We start from the raw sequence: 17,163 nt of genomic DNA, 5'->3' as shown, positions 1-17,163 counted from the left end.
ATTTATGGTTTGACGGGCAACTCCACCGTCGCGGCGGCCTGGGCGGCCAGGCCTTCGCCACGGCCGGTGAAGCCCATGGCCTCGGTCGTCGTCGCCTTCACGCTGACGGACTGAAGCGGCATGTCCAGCAGGGCGGCGATCCGTTCGCGCATGGCCTGGCGGTGCGGCTTCACCTTCGGTCGTTCGCAGATCAGGGTCACGTCCACATGGACGATGACGCCGCCGCGCGCCGCGACAAGACCGGCCGCATGGCTCAGGAAGCGGTCGGACGACGCCCCCTTCCATTGCGGGTCGGTGGGCGGGAAATGGTCGCCGATGTCGCCTTCGCCCAGCGCCCCCAGTATGGCGTCGGTCAGGGCGTGCAGGCCCGCGTCGGCGTCGGAATGGCCGATCAGGGTCTGGTCGTGCGGAATCTCCACCCCGCACAGCCACACCGCCCCGCCGGGCCCCCAGCGGTGGGCGTCGAATCCCATCCCCACATGGGTGCGGCGGGGGATCAGGGCCTCGGCCATGGCGAAATCCTCGGGATAGGTCAGCTTCATCAGGCGCGGGTCTCCCGCCACCACGGCGACGCGCCCGCCGGCCGCGCGCACGGCCTCGGCCTCGTCGGTCGGCGGCTCGGCCCCCGTCCAGGCGGCATGGGCGGCCTCGACCGTCCCGCGGCGAAAGGCCTGGGGAGTCTGGGCCCGGACCAGGCCGTCACGCGGCACGCTGTCGCCCACCATTCCCTGATCGACGCGACGCAGGCTGTCGGCCGCCTCAAGGCCGGGCAGGGCGCCGTCCGCGGTCTCCAGGGCCGCCAGCAGCCGTTCGATCACCCCCCGGCTCAACAGCGGCCGGGCCGCGTCATGGACCAGCACCTGCTGGTCGGCCGCGCAGGTCAGGGCCGCCAGCCCCGCCCGCACCGAATCCGCCCGCGTCGCGCCGCCGGTCACCGCGCGCCAGCCGGTCAGCCCAGCCAAGGCCTGGCCCAGCTCGCCCTCGGCGCCGGCGGGAATGACCACCACCGCCTCTTCGGCCCCGGCCTTCAGCAGGGCCTCGACCGACCACCGCACCACCGCGCGGCCGCCCAGGGCGCGCCACTGTTTGGCGCCGCCCGCGCGCCGTCCCGACCCGGCGGCGACAATGACCGATGAGAACCTCATGGCCGCGCTTCTAGACCATTTTCCACCCCTGGCGAGAGCGGGCGGGGCGCGTTGACGCCGCCCGCACGCCGGGCGACCCTGGCCGAAAGGGAGGACAGCCGATGACCCCATCCATTCTTGCGCCCGTGATGGCCCTGGTCCTGTGGTCAATGGTGATGTGGTTGTGGCTCTACGCCACCCGGCTGCCGGCCATGGCGCGGGCCCGGGTGCGGCTGGACCCGACCCTGCCGCGCGATCAGTTGCTGGCGCCGCTTCCGCCCCAGGTGCGATGGAAGGCCGACAACTACAACCACCTGATGGAGCAGCCGACGATCTTCTACGCCACGGCCCTGAGCGCGGCCGTGGCGGGCGTGGCCGATCCGGCCGCCGTCTGGCTGGCCTGGGCCTATGTCGCGCTGCGGGTGGTTCACAGCCTGGTTCAGGCGACGGTCAACGTCATCCGGCTGCGCTTCCTGGTGTTCTCGGCGGCCAGCCTGGTCCTGCTGGTCTTGGCGGTGCGGACGGCCCTGGCCGTCTTCTGAGGCGTGGACCCGGCGCGTCCGGCGCCCTATCTGGCGGCGGATGAGCCGCAGCCTCCAGATCGGCGACGTGACGGTGCCCGGCCGGGTGCTGACCGCCCCCATGACCGGGATCACCGACCTGCCGTTCCGGCTGTTGGCGTCGCGGCTGGGCGCGCCCTATGTGGCGACCGAGATGGTGGCCTCGGCCGAGCTGGCGCGCGGACGGCCCGACGTGGTGCGCCGCGCCGCGGTGGGGCAGGGGCTACCCCTGACCGTCATCCAGCTGGTCGGAGGCGACCCCGACAAGATGGCCGAGGGCGCCCTTATGGCCCAGCGGGCGGGCGCCGACATCATCGACCTGAATTTCGGCTGTCCGGCCAAGGAAGTAACCGGCGCCGCCTGCGGCTCGGCCCTGATGCGGACGCCGGACCAGGCGCTGCGGATCGTCGAGGCGGTCGTGGGCGCCGTCTCGCGCCCGGTGACCGTCAAGATGCGGCTAGGCTGGGACGACCACAGCCGCAACGCCGCCGACATCGCCCGCCGGGCCGAGGCGGCCGGTGTCGCCGCCGTCACCGTCCACGGCCGCACGCGCCAGCAATTCTATACCGGGACGTCGGACTGGCGGGCGGTCGCACAGGTCAAGGCGGCGGTCGCGATCCCCGTCATCGTCAACGGCGACATCGTCACGGCCGAAGACGCCCGGGAGGCCCTGACGGCCTCGGGCGCGGACGCCTTGATGCTGGGGCGCGGGGTCTATGGCCGGCCCTGGCTGCCGGCCTATCTGGAACAGGCCCTGGCCGACGGGACGGTGCTGCAGGAGCCGGGACCGCAGGCGCGCCTGGCCATCGTCATCGACCACCTGCGCGCCTCGGTGGCCTTCTACGGCCTTCCCCTGGGCCTGAAGATGTTCCGCAAACACCTGGGCTGGTATGTCGAGCAGGCCCCCTGGCCGGCGGACGCGGCCGAGCGCCGGGCGGCCAAGGCGCGCCTGTGTCGTCTGGAGACGCCCGAGGCCGTCGAACAGGCCCTGTCCGCCCTGTGGTGCGGCGAGGTGACGCCGGATAGCCACTGTCCTGTTGATTTTCCGCCACAGCCGGTGGAAGCTGCCATGGCATGACCGCCACGCCCGCCTCCGCCATGGAAGACGCCAGGGGCCGTTCGCCCTCGGCCTGGGCCAGGCTGACCGGCGATCGCACCCGACTGGCCTTCGGCGTCGCCTATGTCGCCGCCCTGCTGATCACGGGCCTGGCCATCTGGCTGGTGGCCGTCGCGCCGGGCGATACCGCCAGCGGCGCCCGGGCCCAGGCCAGCCGGGCGGTTCTCTACATCCTGCTGGCCAATCTGGTGGTCATCGCCGGACTGGCCCTGGTCGCGGCGCGCCAGATCCGCAACCTGGTGCGCGACCGCGCCGACGCCGGCGCCCGTCTGCATCTGCGTTTCGTGACCCTGTTCTCGGCGGTGGCCCTGGCGCCCGCCATCCTGATCGCCCTGGTCTTCGGCGTCCTGGTCAACCGCGGCGTCGACCAGTGGTTCAGCCAGAACGTCCAGGCGGCGGTCAACAATGGGGCCGTGATCGGCCGGGCCTACATTTCCGACGTGTCTCGCACCATGGACGCGGACCTGGAGACCATCGCCGACCAGCTGACGGCGGCACGGCCTTTGTTCGACAACCGCATCCAGTTCTCCGACGCCCTGATGCAGGCGGCCGAGATCTTCGGCTATCCGGCCATCTACATCATCGACGGCCAGGGACAGGTCCTGGCGCGCGGCGAATCTCCGGAAGCGCCGCCCTATCGCGCGCCGCCGCATCAGGCGCTGGAAGCCGCGGCCGACGGCGGCGCCCCGCCCCAGGCGGTGACCGAGGGTCCGGACGTGGTGCGGTCGCTGCTGGCCCTGCCGGCCTATGGCGACGCCTATCTGTATGTTGTGCGGCCGCTGCAGCCCGGCCTGATCGCGCGGATGCGGGCGTCCGACCAGTCGATCCAGGCCTACCGCGAGGCCGAGGAAAGCCGCGCCCGCATCCAGGCGGCCTTCGCCCTCAGCTATCTGGAGACCGTCCTTCTGGTCCTGGTCGGCGCCGTCTGGCTGGGCCTGTCGGCCGCCGGCGCCATCGCGGCCCCCATCGCCCGGCTGGTGAAGGCGGCGGACCAGGTGGCTGGGGGCGACCTGACCGCCCGTGTCGACGCCAGCCAGGATCCGGGCGAAATCGCCGTTCTGTCCAACGCTTTCAATAGAATGACAGGCGATCTTCAGGCTCAGCAGGAAGCCTTGCGCGCCGCCAGCGAAGACGCCCAGGGCCGAAGCCGCTTCATCGAAACCGTGCTTTCCGGGGTCAGCGCCGGCGTCATCGGCCTGGATCGGCGCGGCCGCATCTCGGCCATCAACGACAGCGCGCGCGAGCTTCTGGCCATCGCCGAGGCCGAGGTTCACGGCAAGTCCCTGGCCAAGGTCTCGCCCGAACTCGGCGACCTGGTCGGCCGCGCCGAGGCCCATATCGAAGAAGACATCGACGTCAGCCGGGGCGGGGAGACACGCCGCCTGCGCGTCCGGATCGAGGGCGGCCTGGGCGGCGAGATGGTCCTGACCTTCGACGACATCACCCGGCTGGTGACGGCCCAGCGCAACGCCGCCTGGCGCGACGTGGCCCGGCGGATCGCGCACGAGATCAAGAATCCGCTGACGCCGATCCAGCTGTCGGCCGAACGGCTGCGGCGCAAATATCGGGCCCGGGTCGCCGACGACGTCGAAACCTTCGACCGCTGCACCGAGACCATCATCCGCCAGGTCGGCGACATCGGCCGCATGGTCGACGAATTCTCGGCCTTCGCCCGCATGCCCGCCCCGCGTTTCGCCGATGAGGACCCGGCCGAGATTCTGCGCCAGGCTGTCTTCGCCCAGCGCGTGGCGGCGCCCGAGATCCTGGTCGAGATCGCCGAACCCCTGCCGGCCGCCACCCTGCGCTGCGACGGCCGGATGGTGGGCCAGGCCCTGACCAATATCCTGAAGAACGCGGGCGAGGCGGTCTCGGCCCGCCGGGCCGTCGAAGGCATGAATTTCCACAGCGCCCGTCCGGGCATGATCGCGCGGCTGGACGTGGCCGACGGCCAGGCCGTCTTCATGATCGAGGACGACGGCGTCGGACTGCCCGCCAAGGATCGGGACCGTCTGGCCGAACCCTATGTGACGACGCGAGAAAAGGGCACCGGCCTGGGCCTGGCCATCGTCAAGCGCATCTGCGAGGACCACGGCGGCGAGATGCGGCTGGGCGACGCCCAGGCCCTGAGCGGCGCCTGCGTCTCCCTGACCTTTCCCCTGCAACCGACCGGCAAGGCCGGCCGCGCCCCCAGTTCCGGCGGCGCGGTCGCGGCCGAATAGCGAGCGATAGCCATGCGATCCAATGGAGCCGACATCCTGGTCGTGGACGACGAAGCGGACATCCGCGACCTCGTCTCCGGCCTGCTGGAAGATGAAGGCCACGCCGTCCGCACCGCCTCGAACTCGGGCGAGGCCCTGGCCGCCATTGGCGCGCGCAAGCCCTCCCTGGCCATCCTGGACATCTGGATGCAGGGCGGCGGGCTGGATGGGCTGGAACTGCTGGACGTCATCCGGGAGATCGATGCGGACCTGCCGGTCGTGATGATCTCGGGCCACGGCAACATCGAGACAGCGGTCAGCGCCCTGAAACGCGGCGCCTATGACTTCATCGAAAAGCCGTTCAAGTCCGACCGGCTGGTGGTGGTGGTCGAACGGGCGCTGGAAGCCGCCTCGCTGAAGCGGGAGAACCGCCGCCTGCGCGCCCAGGCGGGCGCCCCGGCCGGTCTGATCGGCCGTTCGGCGGCGGCCCAGACCCTGCGCAACACCATCGCCAAGGTGGCGCCGGCGAACAGCCGGGTCCTGATCTCCGGCCCGCCCGGCTCGGGCAAGGAGCTTGTCGCGCGCCAGATCCACGAGAACAGCCCCCGCGCCCGCGGCGAGTTCGTGGCCATCTCGGCCGCCGGCATGACGCCTGAACGGCTGGACGTCGAACTGTTCGGCGAGGAGGGCGCCGACGGCCGTCCGTCCAAGATCGGCGTCTTCGAACGCGCCCACAACGGCACCCTCTATCTGGACGACGTCGCCGACATGCCGCGCGAGAGCCAGAGCCGCATCCTGCGCGTCCTGGTCGAACAGCGCTTTCGCCGGGTCGGCGGCGAACAGGATGTCCAGGTCGATGTGCGGGTCATCACCTCCACCTCGCGCGACCTGAAGCAGGAGATCGCCGACGGCCGATTCCGCGAGGATCTGTTCCACCGGCTGAACGTCGTGCCGATCCGCGTCCCGCCCCTGGCCGAACGGCGCGAGGACATCGTCGAACTGATCGAGCATTTCATCGACAGCCTGGCCGCCTCCCAGGGCCTGCCGCGCCGTCGCATGGGCGAAGACGCCATCGCCGTGCTCCAGGTCCATCCCTGGCCGGGCAACGTGCGCCAGCTGCGCAACAATGTGGAACGGCTGCTGATCCTGGCCACCGGCGACCCGGACGAGCCGATCACCGCCGACATGCTGCCCCAGGAGGTGGCCAGCGGCGGCTCGGGCGGCGGCTTGGGCGCCGAACGCACCATCGCCCTGCCGCTGCGCGAGGCGCGCGAGGTGTTCGAGCGGGAGTATCTGGCCGCCCAGATCATGCGCTTCGGCGGCAACATCAGCCGCACCGCCGCCTTCATCGGCATGGAGCGATCCGCCCTGCACAGGAAACTGAAGTCCCTGGGCGTCTCGCCCGCGCGCGGCGGCGATGACGAGGACCTGGGCTGATGTCGCGCATCGCCTACGTCAACGGCCAGTATCTTCCGCACGGTCAGGCCGTGGTCCATGTCGAGGATCGGGGCTTCCAGTTCGCCGACGGCGTCTATGAGGTCTGGTCGGTCTTCGACGGCCGGCTGGCCGACTTCGATGGCCACCTGACCCGGCTGTGGCGCAGCCTGGACGAACTGCGCATCGACCACCCGATGACCCGCCAGGCGCTGGAGATGGTGCTGAAGGAGACGGTGCGCCGCAACCGCATTGTCGAAGGCCTGGTCTATATCCAGGTCACGCGCGGCACGGCCCGCCGCGACCATCCTTTCCCGGCCGAGGGCACCCCGCCTAGCGTCGTTATCACCGCCAAGTCGCTGCCGCTGTCCAAGGGGAACGCCCTGGCGGCCAAGGGGGTGGCGGTCATCACCCAGCCCGACATCCGCTGGGGCCGGTGCGACATCAAGACGGTCGGCCTGCTGCCCAATGTCCTGGCCAAACAGGCGGCCAAAGAGCGGGGCGCGGCCGAGGCCTGGATGGTCGACGACATGGGGCTGGTCACCGAAGGCTCTTCGACCAACGCCTGGATCGTGGACGAGGAGGGCAAGCTGCGCACCCGCGACGCCCAGTCCAACATCCTGCGCGGCATCACACGGGCCGCCGTCATGGCCCTGATCGCCGAAGAGGGACTGGAGCTTGAGGAGCGCGCCTTCAGCGTGGACGAGGCCAAGCGCGCGCGCGAAGCCTTCTACACCTCGGCCACGGGCTTCGTGATGCCGGCGGTGTCGATCGACGGCGTGAAGATCGGCAACGGCAAGCCGGGCCCGATCGCCACCCGTCTGAGGGCGCTCTATCTTGAAGCCGCCGAACGCGACGCCATTTAGCGCATTGCGGGCGCAAGGGGCGGGCGTCTAATCTGGCGCTCGCGCCGCCTCCTCCGGCGCGAACAATCAAGAACAGGGGCCAACCCGCCATGTCGCAAGACAAACGCCAGAACCTCCAGGACGCCTTCCTGAACAGCGTCCGCAAGACCAAGACGCCGCTGACCATCTTCCTCGTGAACGGGGTCAAGTTGCAGGGCATCGTCACCTGGTTCGACAACTTCTGTGTCCTGCTGCGCCGCGACGGCCAGTCCCAGCTGGTCTACAAGCACGCCATCTCGACCATCATGCCGTCCGCGCCGGTTCAGCTGTACGAACCCGACGCCGAAGAAGACTGATTGACCCAAAAAAGCATCGACCACGCCGTCCCGCTGATCCGCGCCATCGTCGTCCATCCGGACGGGCGCAGCGAAAGCGATCGCCTGGCGCACGAGCGACTGGAAGAGGCGGTGGGCCTGGCCCGCGCCCTCGATCTGGACGTGCGCGCCGAAGAGATCGTTCGCATCCGCAAGCCCGCGCCCGCCACCCTTTTCGGCGCCGGCAAGGTCGAGGAATTGGCCGCCCTGGTCCGCGCGGCCGAGGCCGAGGCCGTGGTCGTCGATGACCAGCTGACCCCGGTCCAGCAGCGCAATCTGGAGAACGCCTGGGACGCCAAGGTCATCGACCGCACGGGCCTGATCCTCGAAATCTTCGGCCGCCGCGCCCGCACCAGGGAAGGCCGGCTTCAGGTCGAGCTGGCGCGGCTGGAATACGAACGCTCCCGCCTGGTCCGCACCTGGACCCACCTGGAGCGTCAGCGCGGCGGCACAGGCGCCACCGGCGGCCCTGGCGAGACCCAGATCGAGATCGACCGCCGCCTGATCGCCGACCGCATCGTCAAACTGAAGACCGAGCTGGAGGACGTGCGCCGCACCCGCGGCCTGCACCGCAAACAGCGGCAAAAGGTTCCGTTCCCGACCGTGGCCCTGGTCGGCTACACCAACGCCGGCAAATCGACCCTGTTCAACCGGCTGACCGGCTCCGAAGTCCTGGCCAAGGACCTGCTGTTCGCCACCCTGGACACGACCCAGCGCACCATCCGCCTGCCCCAGGGCCGCCCCGCCATCGTCGCCGACACCGTCGGCTTCATCTCCGACCTGCCGCACGAACTGGTCGAAAGCTTCCGCGCCACCCTGGAAGAGGTGGGCGAGGCGGACCTGATCCTGCACGTGCGCGACATCGCCTCACCCGATACGGCCGCCCAGGCCCGCGACGTCGAAGCGGTGCTGAAACAGATCCCGGCGATAGAGGGCAAGCCCCGCCGGGTGCTGGAGGTCTGGAACAAGATCGACCTGCTGGACGACGACGCCAGGGCCGAGATCGTCGGCGCCGCCGACCGCCTGGTGCAAACCGGCCGCGCCGTCGCCATCTCGGCCTGGACGGGGCAGGGGATCGACGCCCTTCGCCACGCCATCACCACCCTGATCGACGACGAACCGGAAACCCTGCTCACCGTTCCCCCCCATCGCGGCGAGGTGGCCGCCTGGCTTTATGAGAACGGCCGCGTCACGGCGCGCGAAACGGCGCCGGATGGCGACCTGCGGCTGACGGTGCGCCTGCATCCCGCCGCCCTGGGTCGGTTCGAGCGTCTGTATCCCGACATCCCGGCGCGCCCATGCATCTGATCGAGACCGTTCTGCTGCTGCTGGTGGCCGTGGTCCTCTCGGGCTGGGTCGCGCGCATCACCCGCGTCCCCCTGCCTCTGATCCAGATCGGCCTGGGGGCGGGGGTGGTCCTGATCACCGGGGAATCGGTCGATCTGAACCCGGAGATCTTCTTCCTGCTGTTCCTGCCGCCGCTGCTGTTCGTGGATGGATGGCGGATTCCGAAGGAAGACGTCTTGCGTGACCGCGTCGTCATCCTGGAACTGGCCCTGGGCCTGGTGGTCTTCACCGTGGTGGGCCTGGGCTTCCTGATCCACTGGATGATCCCGGCCATGCCTCTGGCGGTGGCCTTCGCCCTGGCCGCCATCCTGTCGCCGACCGATCCCATCGCCGTCTCGGCCATCGCCTCGCGCGCGCCGATCCCCAAGCGGCTGATGCACATATTGGAAGGCGAGTCCCTCCTGAACGACGCCACGGGCCTGACCTGCATGCGCATCGCGGTGATCGCGGCGACGACGGGTGCGTTTTCACTGACGAACGCGGTGGGAACCTTCGCCTGGCTGGCCGTCGGCGGCGTCGCCGCGGGCGTGGCCATGACCATGGCCATCAGCCTGGTCAAGGGGCTGGTCAGCCGCCGCTGGGGCGAGGACGTCGGGGGCCAGATCCTGATCAGCCTGCTGATGCCCTTCGCCGCCTATCTGGCCGCCGAAGCCATCCACGCCTCGGGCATATTGGCCGCCGTCGCCGCCGGGGTGGCCATGAGCTTCACCGAGCGCAAGGGCTCGGCCCTGGCCGCCACCCGCATCCGCCGGGCCGTGGTCTGGGACACGGTGCAGTTCGTGGCCAACGGCCTGATCTTCGTCATCCTGGGCGAACAGATGCCCTCGATCCTGGCGCGCGCCGCCGAGGTGATCCAGACGACCCAGCACCGCGATGTCTGGTGGCTGGCCATCTATGTCCTGGCCATCGTGGCGGCCCTGGCGGTGCTGCGTTTCATCTGGGTGTGGACCTCGCTGAAGCTGACCCTGTTCCGTCGTCGCGGGCGCAGCACGCCCAAGGTCGATCTGCGACTGGTGACCGTCATGTCCCTGGCCGGGGTGCGCGGGGCCATCACCCTGGCCGGCATCCTGACCCTGCCGTTCGTGCTGGGCGACGGCACGCCGATGCCGGCGCGGAACCTGGCCATCTTCCTGGCCGCGGGAGTCATCGTCGTGTCGCTGGTGGTCGCCTCCGTCGCCCTGCCGCGCCTGCTGAAGAACGTCCAGCTGCCGCCCGAGACGGGGCGGTTGGCCGAAGAGGACCGGTCCCGCGTCGCCGCCGCCTGGGCCGCCATCCGGGCCATAGAGGACGCCCAGCACGCCATGGCCGAAGGCAAGGCCGATCCCGACCTCTACGCCGACACGGCGGCCCGCATCATGGAGGTCTATCGTCACCGCATCGAGACCCGCTCCGAGACCGAGGCCGAGGCGGTTCAGAAGGCGCGCAAGGCCGACGATGTCGAACGGCGCCTGCGTCTGGCGGGCCTGGCGGCCGAGCGGGAGGAACTGGTCCGTCTCAGCCGCCGTCGCGTCATCGACGAGGAAACGGCGCGCAGGCTGATCCGCGAGATCGACCTTCAGGAAATCCGCTACGCCTGACATGAACGGCCAGGGCCGGTTCCACATCACCGTGCGGCCGCACCCGGCGGCGCTGGGGCGGTTCAAGCGGCGTTTCGAGGCAGGGTGAGCACTCTTCCTTTCGTCATTCCGGGCGAAGCGTAGCGAAGACCCGGAACCCAGCGGCGCCGCGACGGCGGCGAAAGGCGGACGGCGCCATTCCGGGTAAAAGCGTTGACCACCGCGCTCCTGACCGTTTCGCGCTCACGCGCGCCGCTGGGTTCCGGGTCTGCGGCTCGCGAGCGAGCCTTCGCCCGGAATGACGAAAGAGGAGGCGGTCTCAGACGTCTCGGCCACGTTGGGTATGGCTCAACTAGCGTTTCTAAACATCAGAGATAACCTTTCGCGCGTCCTTCTGCTTCAATCGCCTGTCTGTTCCTTGCCGCCTTCGCCGCACGTTCATGGATCGTGACAAAACGACGCTTCTCGGCGGCTGACAACTCATCCTTGTTGCTGAGAATACTTCGATATCGATCCGCTCTGGGCTCTGCGCCATTTCAATGGCCCCTTGGATCGCGGCCTCAAACTCGCCGTCGGATGGGCCCTGATATCCCAAACTGACCAATGCGACGGCAAAAAACCAATGCAACCCGAGGACTTGTCACCTTATGTCCTTAACGCTGGACGCATGATTAGGTCGGTCAAGGCGCTGAGCGATTAACAGGAGGCAGGCCAAAATTGCACACAATGCGCCGAACTGAAACCATAGCATCTGTGTCTGCATCAGACCGATGTTGTGAGTGCCTTCCGGAGCCGTGTCGAAAAACACAGCCACGAGCAGCGAAAGAACGCTGACGGCGCCCAGGCCCAAGGGCGCTTTTGATATGTTGAGTTTCACGACACGCTTCCAAGTTGAAGAAGGTCGCAAGTCAGCGCGATTCTGACGTGTAGTCACCTTGAAGGCGGCTTGTCTTACTAGCGCATCTTAGACAGGTTGAATTGCTCGGGCGTCGGCTTGTTCTCCTCCACCCCCGTCCGCTCCTGACGCACCCGCGTGCTAAGCGCCCGGCATGCCTTCCAGCACCCAAATCGACCCCGCCGACTTCGCCGGTCCGTCGGACACCCTCTGGGACCACGCACGGCGCGAATATCTGGCGGGGATGACGGCGGCCAGCATCTGCCAGAGGTATGGCATGTCGCTCAGTTCGTTCCGGCTGCATGCGCGGGTCGGCGGCTGGCGGCGGATGGACCAGCCGGCCTGTGATGTCGCGCCCGAGCCCGGCGAATACCACCCCGACGACGATGTCAGCTTCGCCGACCTGGCCGATCAGGCCTTCCTGAACATCCGCCGCGCCCTGGGCACGGGCCGCGCGGCCGAGGCGTCCAGCTGGATGCGCCTCTACGACAAGCTCGCCGACCGCGCCCGATCCCAGGTCATGGCCGACCTGCCCGACGCCGCCCCGCCCCGGCTGGAGTCCGGAGCCGAGCCGCTGAGGCTGGTGGCGGTCGAGGATGCGAACATCAATGATTTTAATAATCTGACGGAAAATCCTGATGCGGAATCTCCGCCACTGGACTCCTTGCACCCTGTTTTTCCGGAGTCCGATCCCCCGCTCGAATCCCCTCTCCCGTTGGGAGAGGGCTTGAACGCCCAAGAGCCCGTCAGGGCGATTGGCGGCGTGAAAGGGTGAGGGGTTACGGTGCTGGCCGGGTGAGAGCCAAACCCCTCACCCTTTCGGCTGGCGCATCGCTGCGCTCTGCGAGCCTCAAGCCCTCTCCCCACGGGAGAGGGATCAGGGCCACCGCACCAACGGCGTATCCCCACGCAGATACAGCGGATGCTTCGGGCTCCCGTCGCCATTGGTCCCGAAGCACCACAGGTCCACGCCGTCCGCGCTCAGCGCCTCCACCATCGCCGCTCCCGCCGGGGCCAGGGCGCGGTTCAGCCTGCCGTGGCACAGGATCACCTTCTCCGCCCCCGCCGCCGCCCGTCGGATCGCCGGCAGGTTGGCGGGCGACGAGGCGACCACGCCGGGCGCCAGCAGCATCCTGGGGTCGGTGGCGCGATAGTCGCCGACATTGGCCTTGACCATGGCGTCGAACTCCTCGCGCCGGGCGAAGGTCCATTCACGCGCACAGGTCGGGTCGTTGACCGTGGCGTCGGCCGTCGAGGGGTTCATGCCGATGAACAGCAGGTAGCGGTCGGGGAAGGCGTCCCCCAGCCAACGCCGCATCAAGGGGCGATAGCGGCCGTCCTCGCTGAACACGGCATCGCCCCGGACGCCGTCCATCAGCGCCAGCCGCACCTTGCCGCCGGGATCATGCGCCCCGGAGGTCATGCCCGTTCCGCCGCCTTGGCCGCGTCCCACAGGGCGTCCATCTCGGCCAGGTCCGACTGGTCCGGCGTCCGCCCGTCCTTGGCCAGTTCCGCCTCGATGAAGGCGAAGCGGCGCACGAACTTGGCGTTGGCCCCGCGCAGGGCGTCCTCCGGCTCGACGTTCAGCTTGCGCGCCAGGTTGGCGACGACGAACAGCAGATCGCCCATCTCCTCGCGCGCCTTGTCCAGGTCGCCCGCCGCGATCTCGGCCTTCAGTTCGGCGACCTCCTCGGCCAGCTTGTCGAACACCTCGTCGGTCGAGGGCCAGTCGAAGCCGACCCGTCCGGCCCGCTTGGTCAGCTTGGCCGCGCGGGCCAGGGCGGGCAGGGCCACCGGCACGTCGTCCAGAACCCCGTGCTGCGCCCGCGCCTTGCGCTCCTCGGCCTTGATGTCCTCCCACCGGGCCTTCTGGGACCAGGCGTCGGGCCGGGCGTCCTCGGCGCCGAACACGTGCGGATGACGCCGCTCCAGCTTGTCGGCGATGGCGTTCGCCACGTCGTCGAAGGCGAACAGCCCTCGTTCCTCGGCCATGCGGGCGTGGAAGACGACCTGGAACAGCAGGTCCCCCAGCTCGGACCTCAGCTCGTCCCAGTCGCGCCGCTCGATGGCGTCGGCGACCTCATAGGCCTCCTCGATCGTATAGGGGGCGATGGTGGCGAAGGTCTGCTCCACGTCCCAGGGACAACCGCCGTCCGGGTCGCGCAGCCGCGCCATGATGGCCTTCAGCCGGTCGATGGGGGTCATGCCGCCTCGCCGTCGCGGGCGGCCAGGCGGGCGCGGATCTCGGCATGACGATCCGGCGTCAGCGGATAGATACGCAGCACGGCGGCCGAGATCAGCAACAGGGTCACCGGGGCGGCGATGAACAGCCACTGCAGGCCGGCGATCACGCCGGGGTCGTTGACCGCCCCCGGCTGGGCGTCGAAGCCGATCCATTCCAGCACCGCGAAGGCGCCGACCGACAGGGCGTATCCCATCTTCGACGTGGCGTTCAGGATCGAGAACAACAGCCCCGTCCGGTCCGCCCCGTCGTCCAGCCGCACCGCGTCCGAGGCGTCGGCCATCATGGCCCGCAGCAGCAGGTCCGCCGCCCCGAAGGCCAGGCCCGTGCCGAAGATGGCGGCCAGGGCGGCCGGGAAGTTCCCCGCCGGGACCAGCAGGGTCGCCGCCGCGAAGCTGACCGCGAAGTAGACGCTGCCGACCGCCAGCGCCCTGTGCTTGCCGATCCGTGTCGCCAGCGCCGCCCACACCGGCGCGCCCACCAGGCCGGCCACGAAATAGACCAGCAACAGGATGGAGGTCTGCTCGCGCTCGAAGCCGCGCGCCTGCTCGAAGAAGTAGAAGAACAGCACCCCGATCAGGCCCCGCGCCGCGCCCAGCATCAGGTCCGAGATCAAGAGGCGCCTCAGAACCGGCTTGGCGATCATCCGCAGCGTCGCGCCCAGTCCGCCGTGCGGGGGCGGCGTGACGTTCCTCGGCTCGGGCGTGAACAGGAAGGTGACCAGCAGCGCCAGCGGCAGCAGCACGACGATGAAGCCGCCCTGCATCCGCACCGCCTCGACATAGCTATGGCCCAGGCCTTGCGCCGCCACCGGGATCAGCAGAACCGCCAGCACGCCCAGGATGTTGAACACCTGCCACCAGCCATAGATGCGCGACCGCTGGTCATAGTCGGGCGACAGCACGGCGGCCCAGCTCATCTGGCTCAGCAGGCTGATGGAATAGCCCAGATACATGACCACCAGCCACACCGCGAGATGGGTCGCCGACGCGCCCTGGGCCACGAAGAACAGCATGGCCACCGACAGCATCAGGATCGGCGCGCCGATGGCCATCCAGACTCGGTAGCGGCCCCACTTGGTCGAGGTGCGGTCGATGACCACGCCCAGCACCGGATCGACCACGATGTCCGCCAGCCGCACGATCAGGAAGATCAGGCTGACCGCCGCCAGGGGCACGCCCACATGACTGGCGTAGAACTCGGGCAGGGTCACATAGACCGGCAGGCCCAGGGCGGCGTAGGGCAGGCAGCTGGCGGCGAAGGCGGCCAGGGTGCGGTTGCTGCGGCGCTGAGACACGGGGGCGGGCGGGGCGGCGTCGGTCATCCGGCGATCCAGCGGACGCCGCCTGCGAGTCGGGCGGCCCGGCCACCCTGCCAGCAATCGTCAGGCGATGCAGCCTTGCCGTCGCCGCAAGTCCGGGGTCTGTTGCCCTCATGCGCGCCCTCTGGCCCATGCTGAGCCTGCTGATCGCCCTGCTGGCCTCGCCCGTGGCGGCCCAGACCCGCGACCCCTGTCAGGCCGGCGATGATCGATGGGCGGGCCAGGCCTTCGCCAACGCCATCTCGGTCTATTCGCTGGAATGGTCACCCTTCGGGGCCCAGGAATGGGGCTGGGAGACCTATCTGCCCCTGGTCCACAAGGAACTGGGCACGGCGTGCGCGCCCACGACGCCGGTCTTCGCCGAGGCCCTGTCGCGGCTCCAGGCCCGCTACAACCTGCCGGCCACCGGCGTGTTCGATCAGGACACCTTCCAGGTTCTGCGCGGCGTCTGGCAGGAACGGCGGCCCTTCATCATGGCCCGGGTCAACGGCGGCCCTTGCCCCGATCCGCCGCCGTTGAGCAGCCTGGGCTATTTGGTCGCCGAAGAAGAGCATGCGGACCGCCTGACCCGCCTGCTGCGCCGCGACGTCCTGGCCGCCTATCGCCGCATGGTCGCCGCCGCCCGCGCCGAGGTCCCGGAGATCGCCGCCGACCCGGAACTGCTCCAGATCTTCTCCGGCTTCCGCGATCCCGAGGCCGACGCCGCCCGCTGCGCCCAGCAGGGGAACTGCGACGGCGTGCGCCGCGCCGTCTGTTCGCCCCACCGCACCGGAACGGCCGTGGATCTCTATGTCGGCCAGATCGAGGGGCTGGGCGTCGACTCCACCGTCCCGGCCAGCCGCCGGCACATGAGCCAGGGCGCCGCCTATCGCTGGCTGGTCGCCAATGCAGGCCGCTTCGGCTTCGTCCCCTATGTGTTCGAGCCCTGGCACTGGGAATGGGTGGGCGAGGCGGCCCCACAGGGTCATCCGTGACGCCGGCCTGGACAATACGCGCCCTGACGCCCGGCGAACGGGCCCTGGCGGTCGAGGTGTTCGCTGATGACCTGAGGCTGGACACCCTTTGTCTGCTGGCCGCGCCATGGCCGTTCTCGCGCGCCTTCGTGCCCGGCCGCTGGTTCGGGCGCGACTGGATCGTCTGGCCCGCGCGCGACCTGGCGCCCGACCTGTCCACGGTCGAACTCAGCCGCCAGGCGGTTCTGGTGCATGAACTGGTGCATGTCTGGCAGGCCCAGCACGGCGTCAACCTGTTGACCGGCAAGCTGAAGGCCGGGGACGGCCCAACCGCCTATGCCTATGCGGTCAGCGACGACTGCCTGTGGCCCGGCCTGAACATCGAACAGCAGGCCATGATCGTCGAGCATCGATTCCGTCTGTCGCGCGGCGGGAAGGTTCCGGCCGATCAGGCCTTCTATGACCGTGTCTGTCCGGTCGGGCGCCGCCACATGGAAATCTGAACATCGGGCCTTGCGTCCTGCATGGGGCGCGCCCCATATCAGCATCCGTCGCTGTTACAGACAGCTGTCAATCATGCGGAGGGCGCCATGCCGAAGATCCTGGTCCTGTATCATTCCACCTATGGCCACATCGAGAAGATGGCCGAGGCCGTCGCCGAAGGCGCGCGGTCGGTTGAGGGCGCCGTGGTGGACATCAGGCGCGTCCCCGAACTGGTGCCCGAAGATCTGGCGCGCAGCAGCGGCTACAAGCTGGATCAGGCCGCGCCCATCGCCCGGCCCGAGGACCTGGCCGACTATGACGCCGTCATCATCGGCGCCGGCACCCGCTACGGCACGGCGGCGTCCCAGATGCGCAACTTCCTGGACCAGACCGGCGGCATCTGGATGAAGGGCGCCCTGGTCGGCAAGGTCGGCGCCGCCTTCACCTCCACCGCCACCCAGCACGGTGGCCAGGAGACCACCCTGATCGGCCTGATCCAGACCCTGCTGCATCACGGCATGCTGGTGGCGGGCCTTCCCTATGCCTTCCAGGGCCAGATGCGCCTGGACGAAGTGACCGGCGGCAGCCCCTATGGCGCCACCACCATCACCGGCGGCGATGGATCGCGCATGCCCAGCGAGAACGAACTGGACGGCGCCCGCTTCCAGGGGCGCTATGTGGCCGAGACGGCCAAGAAGCTGGTGGGCTGATCCC

General features: G+C 69.4%; 16 protein-coding genes. 12 read left to right on the top strand and 4 right to left on the bottom strand.

What is annotated here, in order from left to right; genetic code table 11:
- Positions 1–2: 2 nt before the first annotated feature.
- Positions 3–1,145, bottom strand: a complete 1,143-nt coding sequence (locus tag KF910_RS03070) for a bifunctional 2-C-methyl-D-erythritol 4-phosphate cytidylyltransferase/2-C-methyl-D-erythritol 2,4-cyclodiphosphate synthase (RefSeq protein WP_292258743.1) — start codon at positions 1,143–1,145, stop codon at positions 3–5.
- A 101-nt stretch (positions 1,146–1,246) separates the two neighbouring features.
- Here KF910_RS03070 and KF910_RS03065 point away from each other — a divergent pair, with 101 nt between their 5' ends.
- The 9 genes from KF910_RS03065 to KF910_RS03025 all read left to right on the top strand — a co-directional run bounded on the left by KF910_RS03065 (position 1,247) and on the right by KF910_RS03025 (position 12,225).
- Entirely contained in the window at positions 1,247–1,666 is a 420-nt protein-coding gene (locus tag KF910_RS03065) for an MAPEG family protein (protein ID WP_292258742.1), read from the top strand.
- Positions 1,667–1,706: 40 nt separating this feature from the next.
- The gene (gene dusB / locus KF910_RS03060) at positions 1,707–2,762 is read left to right on the top strand and encodes a tRNA dihydrouridine synthase DusB (protein ID WP_292258741.1); all 1,056 of its coding nucleotides are present in this window, start codon (positions 1,707–1,709) and stop codon (positions 2,760–2,762) included.
- Positions 2,759–5,020 carry a sensor histidine kinase NtrY-like gene (locus KF910_RS03055; protein ID WP_292258740.1) on the top strand — a complete coding sequence of 754 codons (2,262 nt, stop codon included), beginning with the start codon at positions 2,759–2,761 and terminating at the stop codon, positions 5,018–5,020. The genes dusB and KF910_RS03055 overlap by 4 nt, the downstream gene beginning before the upstream one ends.
- Before the next feature lie 12 nt (positions 5,021–5,032).
- The gene (locus KF910_RS03050) at positions 5,033–6,436 is read left to right on the top strand and encodes a sigma-54-dependent transcriptional regulator (protein WP_292258739.1); all 1,404 of its coding nucleotides are present in this window, start codon (positions 5,033–5,035) and stop codon (positions 6,434–6,436) included.
- The gene (locus KF910_RS03045) at positions 6,436–7,299 is read left to right on the top strand and encodes a D-amino-acid transaminase (RefSeq protein WP_292258738.1); all 864 of its coding nucleotides are present in this window, start codon (positions 6,436–6,438) and stop codon (positions 7,297–7,299) included. Before KF910_RS03050 ends, KF910_RS03045 begins: the two co-directional genes overlap by 1 nt.
- 89 nt (positions 7,300–7,388) lie before the next feature.
- Positions 7,389–7,634 carry an RNA chaperone Hfq gene (gene hfq / locus KF910_RS03040; RefSeq protein ID WP_292258737.1) on the top strand — a complete coding sequence of 82 codons (246 nt, stop codon included), beginning with the start codon at positions 7,389–7,391 and terminating at the stop codon, positions 7,632–7,634.
- Complete coding sequence (hflX, locus tag KF910_RS03035) at positions 7,635–8,960, top strand: GTPase HflX (RefSeq protein WP_292258736.1); 1,326 nt, start codon at positions 7,635–7,637, stop codon at positions 8,958–8,960.
- Positions 8,951–10,576, top strand: coding sequence for a Na+/H+ antiporter (locus KF910_RS03030; protein ID WP_292258735.1), 1,626 nt, complete (start codon positions 8,951–8,953; stop codon positions 10,574–10,576). The genes hflX and KF910_RS03030 overlap by 10 nt, the downstream gene beginning before the upstream one ends.
- A gap of 1,028 nt (positions 10,577–11,604) precedes the next feature.
- Positions 11,605–12,225: a hypothetical protein gene (locus tag KF910_RS03025; protein ID WP_292258734.1), complete on the top strand. Its 621-nt coding sequence runs from the start codon at positions 11,605–11,607 to the stop codon at positions 12,223–12,225.
- A gap of 102 nt (positions 12,226–12,327) precedes the next feature.
- Here the strand turns inward: KF910_RS03025 and KF910_RS03020 are convergent, their stop codons facing one another.
- Genes KF910_RS03020 through KF910_RS03010 form a run of 3 tightly spaced genes read right to left on the bottom strand, consistent with a single transcriptional unit; the run spans position 12,328 to position 15,016 of the window.
- A complete protein-coding gene (locus KF910_RS03020; RefSeq protein WP_292258733.1) occupies positions 12,328–12,873 on the bottom strand; it encodes a DUF1643 domain-containing protein in 546 nt (181 codons plus the stop codon).
- Positions 12,870–13,655 (bottom strand): nucleoside triphosphate pyrophosphohydrolase, encoded by a 786-nt coding sequence (mazG, locus tag KF910_RS03015; protein ID WP_292258732.1) that lies wholly within the window; start codon positions 13,653–13,655, stop codon positions 12,870–12,872. Before mazG ends, KF910_RS03020 begins: the two co-directional genes overlap by 4 nt.
- Complete coding sequence (locus KF910_RS03010; protein WP_292258731.1) at positions 13,652–15,016, bottom strand: MFS transporter; 1,365 nt, start codon at positions 15,014–15,016, stop codon at positions 13,652–13,654. Before KF910_RS03010 ends, mazG begins: the two co-directional genes overlap by 4 nt.
- Before the next feature lie 110 nt (positions 15,017–15,126).
- Between KF910_RS03010 and KF910_RS03005 the strand changes: the two genes are divergently transcribed.
- The 3 genes from KF910_RS03005 (at position 15,127) to wrbA (ending at position 17,159) form a co-directional block, all read left to right on the top strand.
- Positions 15,127–15,987 carry a D-alanyl-D-alanine carboxypeptidase family protein gene (locus KF910_RS03005; RefSeq protein ID WP_292258730.1) on the top strand — a complete coding sequence of 287 codons (861 nt, stop codon included), beginning with the start codon at positions 15,127–15,129 and terminating at the stop codon, positions 15,985–15,987.
- Complete coding sequence (locus KF910_RS03000; protein ID WP_292258729.1) at positions 15,984–16,469, top strand: hypothetical protein; 486 nt, start codon at positions 15,984–15,986, stop codon at positions 16,467–16,469. The genes KF910_RS03005 and KF910_RS03000 overlap by 4 nt, the downstream gene beginning before the upstream one ends.
- Before the next feature lie 87 nt (positions 16,470–16,556).
- Positions 16,557–17,159, top strand: a complete 603-nt coding sequence (gene wrbA, locus KF910_RS02995) for an NAD(P)H:quinone oxidoreductase (RefSeq protein ID WP_292258728.1) — start codon at positions 16,557–16,559, stop codon at positions 17,157–17,159.
- Positions 17,160–17,163: the final 4 nt, after the last annotated feature.

This window comes from Brevundimonas sp. (assembly GCF_019636155.1).
Taxonomy (GTDB): Bacteria; Pseudomonadota; Alphaproteobacteria; order Caulobacterales; family Caulobacteraceae; genus Brevundimonas.
The sequence above is the reverse complement of the archived record's forward strand: the minus strand, read 5'-3'. Positions and strand labels throughout refer to the sequence as shown.